Below are 12,385 nucleotides of genomic sequence, written 5' to 3'. Positions count from 1 at the left end.
TAGTTCATGGCATCTGAAGATTCCTGGAAAGAGAAATATCTCAGGGAACTGGAAGAGGCAGAGCATCGGGAAAAACAGTGGGAATCCGAACGTAATCTGCTGGAAAGAATGCTGGTACGAACCAGTCTGGCCTCTGAAGGGCAGCGACCGGAGCTGGACGAATTGTTGGGTCGGTTGCGGGAGGATATCCGTAAGAAGCAGATCAACCTGCAGCATTGGCGGGAACTGCAGGACCAGATTGACCGGCAGATTACCCTGCTGGACGAGCAGGCCGGGCCTCAGGCTGTGTCGCCCACACCGGAACCGCAAGCCCCGGCAGAAGGTGTGGATCTGGCGGATACAACCCAGCGACTGAGAATTGCACGCCGCATCGGCCAGTTACTGGGGCAACTGTTGCAACAGGCTTCCCTGGAGCCGGCCGCAGAAGCAGAAGCCCGGGAATTACAGCAGACCTTGCTGACCAGCAACGACTGGGAAGTGCTCCGGGAGGGGCTGAACCGGGTCGCCGATCTGGTGATTGCCGCCATTACCCGCAGCCAGCGCGAATTCGAGGCCTTCCTGAAACGTCTGGATGAACGCTTGCAGGCGTTGCGGGAGCATTTTGCCCAGCAGAGTGACGCCCAGACTGGCCGGCAGGACGCCACAGCGACGCTGGACCGGGAAATCCGTGCCGAGCTGGACAAGGTGGGGGATGACATCCGCGCCAGCGAGGATATTCAAGCTTTGAAGCAGTCGGTCAGTCAACGCCTGGAATTTATTGGCAGTGCGCTGGAGCGGTTCCGGACGTCGGAAAGCGAGCGTGAAAAACTGCTGGCGAACCAACTGGAAGCCATGCAGGAGAAAGTCGCGGCCATGGAGGCCCATTCGGAACAGATGCAGGCCCAGGTGCGTGAAGAGCGTCAGCGAGCCCTGACCGATCTGCTCACCCAGCTGCCCAACCGTGAAGCCTGGCAGGAACGGCTGTCGTTTGAATACAATCGCTGGTTGCGCTACCGGCACCCGCTCACGGTGGCTGTGCTGGACGTGGATCTGTTCAAGCGCATCAACGATTCCTATGGCCACAAGGCAGGGGATCGCGTGCTGCAGTTGGTGGCCCGGGAGATGAGCACTCGCCTGCGGTCGACGGATTTTATCGCCCGGTTCGGTGGCGAGGAGTTTGTGGTGCTTCTGCCGGAAACGCCCACAGATGAAGCCCGCAAGGTATTGGATTCCCTGCGCGAACATGTATCCGGCCTGCCGTTCCATTTCAGCGGCGAGCCGGTAAGCATTACCTTTTCAGCGGGGCTGACCGGTTTTCAGGACGACGACACCGAAGAGTCGGTGTTTGACCGGGCTGATCGGGCCCTCTATCAGGCCAAGGATGAGGGCCGAAATCGGGTGTCGGTGCTCTGACGCAGCCAATCAGTGCCTTAGCAGGGCATCCAGTTCATCAATCACCTCCGCCCAGTCGCTGTCATCTTCCAGCCCTTCCTCCAGAAAATGGGATTGGCTCTCTGACCAGAAGGGCGCATCCTGGATAGCGACTTCACTGGGTAATGGTGAATGTCGGGCGATGAAATGCTCGACTTCCGATTGACCGGAGGGCAGACCCAGTTGTTCGAACAGGGTGCTCAGGCTGTGTTTGCTGGTGTCCATGGTTACGTACCTCCATCAGCTCATTGGCAAAATGCAATCCTGCCCGTTTGCAGGTATGGTTTTCCTGAAATGTAGTGGACCCGCCGAGGATATCCAGTGAAGTCTCGTTCACAGTTCATGTTTTGCCTCCTGTTGCTGCTTTTTCAAGGGGCCGTGTTGGCGGATCCACCCCAGAATTCGCCGGCGCCCGTACTGGGCGTTGAAGATCTGCGTTGGCTTGCAGAACAGGATGGCTTCAATGTGGGGGTCAGGCATACCCAGGTGCCGCTGGTGTTCGATACCGGGGAGGGGCGCATGGCGGGCATCTGGGTGGACTACCTCAACCGCCTGTCCTCCAAGCTGGGATTGCCCATTGAGCCCTTTCTGATGAACCAGATGCTGGGCACTGAGCGGCCAGAGCCGGACCTGATCCTGACCACCCGACTGCCCGGCGCCCCGGTTATTCCCGGCGTGCGACACACAGCGCCCTTGATGTCACTCACCTACGGGGTGTTTGTGAATGCCGGCGACCCGGCAATCCGGACTCTGTCTGATCTGGAGGCAGCGAAGGTTGTCATTGTCGGCGACGACCCCAATCAGTTTCCGCTGCTGGACCCGGTGGAAAGCTTTACGCCGGTACCGGTTTCCAGCCTGGGTGAGGCGGTCAGCCGGGTTATGTCGGGCGAGGCAGATGCTTTTCTCGGGCCGGTTCCGGTGGTGTCTGACTACCTCGAATCGGCGATGATCAATGGTGTCGGGCTGGCGGTGTTGCTGGATCGGCGACCTGTGGATGTGGTGCTGCAGGTTCCCATTGAGCAGGAGCGCATGTTTCGGGTGTTTGATCGCACGGTATCGTCACTGACCCATCAGGAACATCGCAATATTCGCCAGTCCTGGTTGGCGGGGGAGCTGCCCGAAGTCGAGACCCGAAACGTGGCCCTGACCGCCGGTGAACTGGAATGGCTGGCCAGTAACTCGGAGATTACCGTCGGACTGAGGCCGGACTGGCCGCCGTTCGAGTTTGAACAGGATGGCCGGCCCACGGGGCTGGTCGCCGACTTGCTCAGCCGGCTGGAGAAGGATCTGGGGATTCGCTTCCAGCGAGTGACGGTAGACAGTCGGGCCGGCGCCGAGGAAAAACTGAAATCCGGTGAGCTGGACGTGCTTCCCGGCATGTCCCGCACGCCTCGTACCGAGCAGGAATTCCTGTTCACCCGGGCCTATGTCAACGTGCCCATTGCGCTGGCGATCCGCGACACCGGTCGCTTTATCGGAGACCTGCGTGAACTTCGGGATGAGCGGGTCGGCGTGGTAAACCGCCAGGCCAGTCATGACTATCTGCTGATTAATCATCCGAATCTCGATCTCTATCCCCAGCAGACCGTGGAAGACGGGCTGCTTGCGCTTTCCAACGGCGATCTGGATGTGATGGTGACGCATATCCCGGCGGTAAGCTACACGGTGGCACGGCTCGGTCTGTCGAACCTGAGGATTACCAGTATTACCCCTTACCAGTACGATCTGAGACTGGCGGTCAGCCCGGCCCAGCCTGAGCTCCACCGCATTCTGAACAAGGCGCTGGGCAGTCTGCCGACGTCCGAAACCGAAGCCATCTATAATCGCTGGATTCACCTGGATATCGAACAGGAAGCCGATTACACCGTGGTTCGGCGGATCATTCTGATAGCCATCGTGGTGGTGCTGATCTTCCTGTACTGGAACCGCAAACTTTCACTGGAAGTGGATGAGCGAATCCGGTCCGAGAACGCGCTGCGCCGGAGTGAGGATGAACTCCGTGCCGCCAAGCTTGAGGCGGAGCGGCTGGCTCGGGAAGCGGAGGCTGCGAGCCGTGCCAAGAGCGAATTCCTGGCCAACATGTCCCACGAAATCCGAACGCCTATGAACGCGGTGATCGGCTACAGCGATCTGCTCTACAATTCGGTGACAGATCCCCAGCAGCGCAATTACCTCAATGCCATCCGGGCGGGCAGTCGAAGCTTGCTGATGCTGATCAATGACATTCTGGATCTGTCGCGGATCGAGGCCGGCAAGATGCGCCTGGATTTCGGCCCTGTTTCCGTACGCCGGCTGCTCAGTGATGTCCGCCACATCTTTGACCTGCGGGCGACGGAGCAGGGCATTACCCTGGAAGTGAGCGTGGGATCGGGTATGCCCTCGGCGATGATGCTGGACGAAACCCGCTTGCGACAGGTGCTGTTTAATCTGGTGGGCAATGCCATCAAATTCACCCACGAGGGCGGGGTTACCGTGCGAGCGGTGGCCAAGCCGCTGGGTGAGCCGGCGGATGCCGATTCCGAGGTTTGTTACTACCGGCTGGTGGTGACCGTAGCTGACACCGGTATCGGCATTGCACCGGACCAGCAGGAGCGCATTTTTGAAGCCTTCGAGCAGCAGGAAGGCCAGAGTTCCCGGCGTTATGGCGGTACCGGGCTGGGGCTTGCGATCAGTCGTAAACTGGTGGAAATGATGGGCGGCAGACTGACCGTGAAAAGTGAAGCCAATGTGGGCTCGACGTTCAAGGTGGTACTGCCCAGAGTAGAAGCGACGGTGGAGCAGGCTGATGACGATGGCGCGCCGGAGGAATCCGAGCGCTTGCTGGCCCAGACCATGAGTATGCATGAGCGGGGCTGGCTGCGGGAAAAACTGGCTGAAGACTTCGGTAATGAATGGCAGGAAGTGCGCGAGAGCGGCGACCCGGAACAGATGAAGGATTTCGCGGTCCGCATTATCGAATGGGGGCAGCGGCATCGCTCATCGTCGGTCACGCGCTACGGTGAGAAGCTGTTGGCGGATGTGGAGGCCTTTAATCTGGACGCGGTGAATACCGCCCTGGATGCATTCCCCCGCATACTGGGACAGGAATAGCCCGGGCTACAGGCTAGAGGCAGTCAAACTGGGACTGGCGGTCAAAGGCCACGGCCACCATGTCGTAGCCGGAATCCGACAGCGAGCGGATCAGTTCACGATCTTTCAGCAGGGTCATGCACACTTTGTGTACGCTGGCCTGGAGTTGTTCGGCGGCCGGCTGCTGGTTCGGAAAGCGGAAATCCACAATCAGGTATTTCCGGTCTACGCTGGCCCGGGCGGGAATGTCCTCGCGCTCGATGCTTTCATAGCCTATGTAGGTGGCTTCGTTGGCCTGAAAAACCTGGCTCATCAATACATCCAGGTTTTCGGCGGATACCTGCGCCGATGACAAGCCGAGCACCAGACCAGAGAGAAGGGCGGTAATGTTGGTGCGCATGTGAGGCTCCCGGAACGTAATCTGCGATTCTTGTTAGTGTAACCAAGTGTAAAGTTTGGTTACAGTTGATTGTTGCAGAGTGTGGCTTACTTTTCCTCCTGTGGACGCTGGATTTTTCAATTGTTTGCAATGCTGAAATGATTTCCGGATGGTAAGGCCCGGCGTTGGTTAATGCCTGTTGTGGCCTGTGATTTCAGCTATCATTGACCAACAGTTGTTGTAAAAGCAGAGGGATAGCCATGTACCAACTCGTGTTCAAAGGAGAGTGCACACCAGGCACCGATCTGGAAACCGCTCGCAACAATGCCCGGGCCCTGTTCAAGGCCAGCGTCGAGCAGCTGGACCGCATGTTCAGTGGGCAACCGGTCGTCATTCGTAACAAGCTTGAGCAGGTTCAGGCCGAGAAGTATCTGGCGGTGCTGAAAAAACACGGAATGGTGGCGTATGCACAGCCGATGCCCGGAGCCGAGCCGGCCAGACCAGCACCGGCGCCCTCTGCTCAGACTCCGGCCTCACAGCCGGTCCCGCCACAGTCTCCGGCACCAAAGCCAGCGCAACCGGAAGCAAAATCCGGTAACACTCCAGCCGTTGAACCGGGCGATCGCCTGCCAGTGGCCGGCGAAAAGGTGGATGATATTCTGGCCGGTTCCGGCCTGAGCCTGGACCCGGTCGGGGTGACTCTGGTTGAGCATCAGGAGGCTGAGGCACCGATGTTTGAGCATCTTGATGACTGGACACTGGCTCCGGCCGGCAGTGATCTGGGTATAAAACGGGATCTCCCCCCACCGGTTGTGCCGGATACCTCCCATCTGTCACTGGCCGACGATGACAAAAAACAGACCTCGTGACGGGATCGTGAGTACTCGCTCGCCGTACTGGTTGCTGTGCATTCTGCTTGTCCTGCCCGGGTTCCCTCATGCTTTGGCCGATGCTGATGCGAGTAATGCTCGACCAACCATAGGTCTGGTGCTCAGTGGCGGTGGTGCCAAAGGCATGGCCCATGTCGGGGTACTGCGGGTACTGGAAGAAATGCAGGTGCCGGTTGATGTAGTGGTCGGTACCAGTGCCGGATCGGCCGTTGCCGCCCTGTACGCTACCGGGATGCCGGTGGAAGAAATCGAACAGCGATTTATCGGGCTGGACTGGCTGTCCAGTTTTCGCGATGACCCGGGCCGGGCCTACAAGCCGGTGCGCCGAAAGCAGGACGATTGGCGCCTGCCTCTGGTGCCGGGTATTGGCGTAGGTTCCGAGGGCGTTCGGTTTGGTGGCGGACTGGTTACCGGCCAGAATCTCGGCTTTATTCTCAACGAGCTGACCCGTAACGCCGCCCTGGTGGATGACTTTGATCAGCTACCCATCCCGTTTCGGGCTGTGGCGACCGATCTGGAAACCGGCGTTGAAGTGGTGATTGGCGACGGTAACCTGGCTGATGCGATTCGTGCCAGCATGAGCATTCCCGGCGTATACGCGCCGGTGGAAAGGAGCGGGCGATTACTGGTGGACGGTGGTGTGGCCAACAATCTACCGGTCAGCGTGGCCCGGGACATGGGCGCTGATGTGGTCATTGCCGTGGATATCACCGATCCGCTCATGACCACAGAGGACATGCGCGAGGCCTTTTCAGTGGTCGGGCAACTCACCACGCTGATGACCCGGCGCAACACAGAATTCCAGCTGGGCTTGCTAACCGATCGCGACATTCTGATCCAGCCGGATCTGCAAGGACACACCTCTGCCGATTTCTACGACGCGCCGGTGCTGTTTGAGCTGGGGGCCAGTGGGGCCCGGGATCATGCCGTGGCGCTGAACCAGTTGGCGGTGTCTGACTCGGAGTGGCGGGATTACCGTGCCCGGCTCCGGGCCGAGGAACTGGCACCGGGGCCGGTCGTCCGGATCGAATTCCGTAAGGGCGACCGCCTGGCCAGTGATTTTCTGCGCGAGCGGATCCGGCAGAAAGAGGGTGAGCCGCTTGATGTCGAGCAACTGGAAGCCGACCTAAAGCGCATCTATGGCCTGGGCTACTATGAGACGGTGTCCTGGTCCATGCGGCCTTCCGAGGCCGGCCCGGTGCTGATCATTCAAGCCAGGGAGAAGAGCTGGGGGCCCAACTATCTGTCGTTTGGCCTGAATTATGAGGACAACTTCGACGGCGATACACGATTCAATCTGGCCACCGGGTTACGGATGACCGAACTCAATCGCCTTGGCGCGGAATGGCAGACCGGGCTCCAATTAGGCACTCAGCCCTGGGTGCGTAGCCAATGGTACCAGCCTCTGGATTACGGTTATGACCGGTTTGCGGTGGTTGGGGTGGAATATCGCCGTGATGATTACAGTGTCTACGACAACGGCGACCGTATTTCCGAGATTGATGTGACCTTTCGGGAAGTGGATCTGGCCCTTGGCATGGAACTGGGTGGCGATGGCGAGATCCGATTGGGTTATGTCCGTGGCTATGCCACCGTGGATGACGAAGTGGGCGTTCCGGTTGCACCTTCCGGTAAGGTGCATCAGGGCTACGGCAGCCTGCAACTGGTGCATGATTCCCTGAGTGATGCCTTCTATCCGAAATCCGGTGCGTTTGCCGGTATCCGGGCCAGAGTAGAGCGGGAAGAGCTCGGCAGTGACCGGGAGTTCGATGCCCTCACCGGCATGTTGCTGGGAACCGGCACCTGGCAACGTTTCAATCTCACCGGCTTGCTGTATACCCGGCAGGTCATCAGCGGAGAACCGGGCGTTGAGAACGCAGCGCGTCTTGGCGGTTTTCGGCAGTTGTCAGCCTACGCCCCGGGCGAGATCACGGGAAATGATGCCGTTTTACTGGCGGCCTGGGCCAGGCGCGAATTCGGCGGGCCGGTGCTGCCCTGGTTCACCGGCCTGGGATTTGAGACCGGCAATGCCTGGGAGCAGATGGATGATGCCACCTGGTCCGGGCTGGTGCGATCCTGGAGTGTTTTCGCCGGGGTGGATACCTTCCTGGGGCCGGTACAGCTCTCGGCCGCCTATAACAACGAAGACGAATGGACCGCATACCTCAATATCGGCTTCTCATTCACCCAGCTGTTCTACTGAGTTTTCGCGGTATCAGTTGTTCAGAGCGGATAGCACCTGCTCACACTGCTGCACGGCATAGCGGTGCAGGATATCGGCCAGGGCCTGTTCGTCCCGTTCCCGTATTATCCGGATGGATTCTTCCATGTGCACCAGGTTGTCTTCCAGAACCTGTTTGCCGCCATGGCGCAGGGCGACAAAGGCGCAACGCTTGGCAGAGGGCCAGAGATCCTCGATGGCCGAGACAATAAAGTAATTGTCGGCGTACACCAGTGAGGCTTTGGTGTATTCAATACCCAGCTCCAGAAACGCCATCAGATCGTTGTTCTGAAAACGGTCACGCATCTGCTCGTACAGGGATTCCAGCCGCTGCATGTCATTCGGTTGCCACTGACGCACCAGCTTCAGTCCGGTGTGAGTCAGGTACAGTTCCAGAGTCTCATAGAGACTGCGGACAAAGTGTTCATCCAGCGGCGTGACGAACGCGCCTTTGCGGGGTACGTTACGCACCAGATGGCGCTTCTCCAGCAGCAGCAGGCCTTCCCGGATGGAGCCGTGGCTGACATCCATTTGCTTGGCCATGGCACTTTCATAGATGCGCTCGCCGGAACGGAGTTGCTCGAAGGCAATCAGGTTTTCAATGTGACGAGCGACCTGTTCGGTCAGGGTTTCTCTGGGTTTGAATGCGTTCATGAAATGGTCGTTTACAGCATCAGTCGAGCGCTCATGTTCGCACAAGCGCCCGCCCGGGGCCAGATCAAAGCAGGGGCGCCAATAGTCGTACCGCCCGGCAGCCCAGCCGGAACAGGATTGAGCGCTGGCGATAGTCGTTTTCGGTCATGGGCCGGCTGGCGCCCAGATCTTCCTCCAGCATGATTTCCACCTGCTGGATGAACGTCGGGCTGGTGTTGACGGCGGTAATCTCGAAGTTCAGGCGCATGGACCGGTTGTCGAGGTTGGCGGTGCCGATGGCGGCGTAGCGGCTATCCACCAGAACCACTTTCTGGTGCATGAAGCCGGGCTGGTAACGATAGATACCGATACCGGCCTGACTGGCCTGTACCAGATAGGAATAGGCGGCCAGCCGGACCAATGGACTGTCGGTTTTCTCCGGTATCAGGATGCGAACATCCACCCCCCTGAGCGCCGCCAACTGCAGGGCATTCATGATCTGGAAATCCGGCACAAAATAGGGCGAGGCAATCCAGATCCTGGTGCGCGCGTTGTTGATGCAGTTCAGGAAGAACAGGGTGCAGGTTTCCCAGGTGTCTGCCGGGCCGGTGGGCAATACCAGTACTTCCTGGTCGCCGGGAGGCTGAGACACGGACGCCCAGTTCAGTTCCGGCCGGGTATTGCTGGCCCAGTTCCAGTCCTCCAGCCAGGCCAGCTGGAGGCCGGTGACAGCCGGCCCTTCTATCCGGCAATGGGTATCGCGCCAGGGCTCCTGGTCCATGGCGGTGCCCAAGTATTCGTCGCCCAGGTTGATGCCGCCGACAAACCCCACCTTACCATCGCAGACCAGGAGCTTGCGATGATTACGGAAGTTGATCTGGAAGCGCCGACGCCGGATGTTGCCGTCACCAAACGAGGCAATGCGGGCGCCGGCAGCAGACAGTTCATTCAGCCATTTGCGGGACAGAAACGCGCTGCCAATGTCGTCATACAGGAACCAGACTTCTACGCCCTGGGCCAGCTTGCGTTCAAGGATGGCCTTGATGCGCTGGCCGACACGGTCTGAGCGGACAATGTAGAACTCCAGCAGCAGGTAATGGCGGGCGTCTTCCATGGCATCGAACAAGGCTTCGAAGGTGGCTTCACCGTCTCTCAGAAGCGTGCACCGGTTGCCGCTGGTGATCGGTTGTCGGCCGAGCTTGCACAGCACCTGTAGCTCATCGCTGAAATGCTCCTGGCCCGGATTGGTGATGGAGGTGGTCTGGCTTTCAAACTGATCCAACAGGTTGGTGAGGGATTCATCGCCCATGCGGCGGGCCTTGACGTAACCACCAAAGCGATAACGACCAAACAACAGGAACATGGGCACGGCAATGTAGGGCAGGCCCACCAGCGCGAGAATCCAGGCTATGGCTCCCTGGGCCGTCCGATAGGTGAGCAGGATGCGGTAAATACAGGCCAGCGCCGCCAGGTACAGCGCTATCAGCGGAATGGCCAGTAGCGAAAGGTTCTCTGTAATCATGACTCATGTCCCTGATGACTGGCCCGGAACTGGGCCGGGGCAACACCGGTCCAGCGCTTGAACGCACGGCTGAAGGCACTCAGCTCGGAGAACCCCAAGAGAAAGGCGATTTCGCCAAGTGCGTACTGGTCGTCGGCGACATAGCGCAGGGCCTTGTCCTTGCGGACCTGTTCCACCAGGTCGTGGAAACTCATGCCTTCTTTCTTGAGTTTTCGGTACAGGGTCTGGCGGCTCATATGACACTGCCGGGCCAGGGTGTCGGCATCAATCCGGTCGGTGGCCATCTGTCGGGAAATCAGGCGCCGCACCTTTCGGCTGAACGAGCGGCGGGTCTGTAGCCGGGCCATGACCGCATTGACCTGTTTCAGCACCGCTGAGTAAACATAGGGATTCCGGTGCGGGATGGGGTGGCCCAGATGCTTGCTGTCAAACGCCATGCGGGTAACGCCACAGCCGAAATGGACGGTACCACCGAACAGTTTGCGATATTCATCGGCGTACGCCGGCTCCGGATGGGCAATTTCCAGCCAGTCAGCCTCGATACTGCGATGGATAAAATGCCGGGTCCGGCACAGGGCGGCGGCCAGGGTGCGGTCCATGTCCTGGCGACAGTAATGATCCGGACGATCCGGCTGCCAGGTCAGGATGGCCTGGTCCGGGGTTTGCTCAAAACTCAGGGTGACTGATTCGTTGATCAGTCGGTGCAGCCGGACATACTGCACCACGGCTTCGCCCAGAGTGTCGCAGTTGAAGAACACATGGCCGACCAGTCCCATGCGCTCGGGGTCGATGACCTGGCCGGCATGCAGGCCGACGCCCGGATCGGCGGTCAACTGCTCGGCCAGTTCCCACAAACGGTAATGGGCAGAAGCGGGTACCCGCAGGTCCGGATCTTTCAGAGTCGCCAGTGTCAGCCCGGTAGCCTGTTCCACCCGGACACGATCCAGAAGACCCCGTGTTTCCAGATAATGCACCAGCGCCAGGGTGCTGGATGCCGCCACCTGGGGCGATTCCGGATATTCGGTCTGGGGCTGCATGCCTGGGTTCTGCTCCCGGTTGTTATCTGGTGGACTGATACAAAATGTCAAATGATTGGGACAGCAAGTCAACGGGTTGCCACTGCTTCAACGATAGCATGTTGGCTATCAGGTTGAAGTAATGCGTTGCAAAGTGGAGGTGTTGTATGGAACAGGAAATCTTTGTACCCCATAGCGAAATGGAGCGCAAAAACGTTCTGGCACTCGCTGAATACCTGGACAGCATTTTCTATTGCTGATCTTTCAGGCGTATGTCTGTGACCTTCCAGCCGGGCCATGCCCGGCTTTTTTCTGCCTGTCGGGTTGGCACCAAATTCCCCTTGCCCCGTAAACTGGCAGTGGTAGTGTATCCGGTTTGATCCGACAACCGGAGGCTGCCAGACCATGAGTGTTGCACTGAATCACCGTATTTCCGGTCAGGGAGATCCCTTGATCCTGCTGCACGGACTATTTGGTTCCCTGGAAAACCTGGGTGGTATTGCCCGCCGGCTTGAGGACGGCTGGCAGATCCATGCTCTGGATGAACGCAATCACGGCAGCTCTCCCCATACTGACGACATGGACTATCCGGCTATGGCCGAGGATGTCATTGCCTATCTGGATGCCCAGGGTATTGAAAAAGCCAGTCTGCTGGGCCACTCCATGGGCGGCAAAGTCGCCATGCAGGTTGCCCTGAAGCATCCTGAGCGGGTGCGGTCATTGATTGTGGCGGATATCTCGCCGGTTACCTACAAGGCCCACCACGACGCCATTCTTGAAGGCATGCAGCAGATGGATCTTCGTGGCGTGAAATCCCGCAGCGAGGCGGATGCCCGCCTGGCCAGGTTTGTCGAAGTGGCGGGTGTGCGCCAGTTCCTACTGAAAAACCTGGAGCGTATTCCGGCCCAGGAACAGGCCGACGATGAGGTGGCTTTCCGCTGGCGGCTGAACCTGTCTGTCATTGATGCCTGTTATGACAAGCTGGCGGCAGCGCCGGAAGGGCAGGGACCTTTTGAGGGACCGGTGCTTTTTATCAAGGGTGCGGATTCCGCCTACATCCAGGAGAAACACCGGGACACCATTCGTACCCTGTTTCCGGGCGCCGAGTTGAAAATCATTGAAGGCACCGGGCACTGGCTGCACGCGGAAAAGCCGGACGCTTTTGCCATGCTGTGCCGGCGTTTTCTGGAACAGGCCTGATCTTGTCAGAAACCCTGTGATGTCTGCTAAGGTTAGGCACACGGA

At 59.0% G+C, this 12,385-nt stretch carries 10 protein-coding genes; 5 read left to right on the top strand and 5 right to left on the bottom strand.

Features of this window, described 5'->3' with window-relative positions:
* The first annotated feature begins 6 nt into the window (after positions 1-6).
* A complete protein-coding gene (locus ACAM27_RS00560) occupies positions 7-1,392 on the top strand; it encodes a GGDEF domain-containing protein (protein WP_014420365.1) in 1,386 nt (461 codons plus the stop codon).
* 9 nt (positions 1,393-1,401) lie between these two features.
* Here the strand turns inward: ACAM27_RS00560 and ACAM27_RS00555 are convergent, their stop codons facing one another.
* Positions 1,402-1,635 (bottom strand): DUF2789 domain-containing protein, encoded by a 234-nt coding sequence (locus tag ACAM27_RS00555; protein ID WP_011784044.1) that lies wholly within the window; start codon positions 1,633-1,635, stop codon positions 1,402-1,404.
* A gap of 117 nt (positions 1,636-1,752) precedes the next feature.
* Between ACAM27_RS00555 and ACAM27_RS00550 the strand changes: the two genes are divergently transcribed.
* On the top strand, positions 1,753-4,500 hold the full coding sequence (locus ACAM27_RS00550) for an ATP-binding protein (protein ID WP_236040505.1): 2,748 nt from the start codon (positions 1,753-1,755) through the stop codon (positions 4,498-4,500).
* Positions 4,501-4,513: 13 nt separating this feature from the next.
* On the opposite strand, the gene ACAM27_RS00545 is transcribed toward ACAM27_RS00550, so the two are convergent.
* The gene (locus tag ACAM27_RS00545; RefSeq protein ID WP_011784046.1) at positions 4,514-4,879 is read right to left on the bottom strand and encodes a hypothetical protein; all 366 of its coding nucleotides are present in this window, start codon (positions 4,877-4,879) and stop codon (positions 4,514-4,516) included.
* Positions 4,880-5,118: 239 nt separating this feature from the next.
* On the opposite strand from ACAM27_RS00545, the gene ACAM27_RS00540 reads away from it, so the two are divergent.
* Together ACAM27_RS00540 and ACAM27_RS00535 are read left to right on the top strand one after the other, a co-directional pair.
* The gene (locus tag ACAM27_RS00540) at positions 5,119-5,727 is read left to right on the top strand and encodes a hypothetical protein (RefSeq protein ID WP_023011753.1); all 609 of its coding nucleotides are present in this window, start codon (positions 5,119-5,121) and stop codon (positions 5,725-5,727) included.
* Positions 5,705-7,951 (top strand): patatin-like phospholipase family protein, encoded by a 2,247-nt coding sequence (locus ACAM27_RS00535; protein WP_369612404.1) that lies wholly within the window; start codon positions 5,705-5,707, stop codon positions 7,949-7,951. Before ACAM27_RS00540 ends, ACAM27_RS00535 begins: the two co-directional genes overlap by 23 nt.
* 12 nt (positions 7,952-7,963) lie before the next feature.
* On the opposite strand, the gene ACAM27_RS00530 is transcribed toward ACAM27_RS00535, so the two are convergent.
* The 3 genes from ACAM27_RS00530 to ACAM27_RS00520 all read right to left on the bottom strand — a co-directional run bounded on the left by ACAM27_RS00530 (position 7,964) and on the right by ACAM27_RS00520 (position 11,161).
* A complete protein-coding gene (locus ACAM27_RS00530) occupies positions 7,964-8,623 on the bottom strand; it encodes a GntR family transcriptional regulator (RefSeq protein ID WP_011784049.1) in 660 nt (219 codons plus the stop codon).
* Positions 8,624-8,687: 64 nt separating this feature from the next.
* On the bottom strand, positions 8,688-10,124 hold the full coding sequence (gene cls, locus ACAM27_RS00525; RefSeq protein WP_369612403.1) for a cardiolipin synthase: 1,437 nt from the start codon (positions 10,122-10,124) through the stop codon (positions 8,688-8,690).
* Entirely contained in the window at positions 10,121-11,161 is a 1,041-nt protein-coding gene (locus tag ACAM27_RS00520; protein ID WP_369612402.1) for an AraC family transcriptional regulator, read from the bottom strand. The genes cls and ACAM27_RS00520 overlap by 4 nt, the downstream gene beginning before the upstream one ends.
* A 384-nt stretch (positions 11,162-11,545) precedes the next feature.
* On the opposite strand from ACAM27_RS00520, the gene ACAM27_RS00515 reads away from it, so the two are divergent.
* The gene (locus tag ACAM27_RS00515) at positions 11,546-12,340 is read left to right on the top strand and encodes an alpha/beta fold hydrolase (RefSeq protein ID WP_113879499.1); all 795 of its coding nucleotides are present in this window, start codon (positions 11,546-11,548) and stop codon (positions 12,338-12,340) included.
* Positions 12,341-12,385 lie beyond the last annotated feature (45 nt).

Origin of the sequence: Marinobacter sp. RI1 (assembly GCF_041155085.1) — a bacterium.
Lineage (GTDB): Bacteria > Pseudomonadota > Gammaproteobacteria > Pseudomonadales > Oleiphilaceae > Marinobacter > Marinobacter nauticus.
The sequence above is the reverse complement of the archived record's forward strand: the minus strand, read 5'-3'. Positions and strand labels throughout refer to the sequence as shown.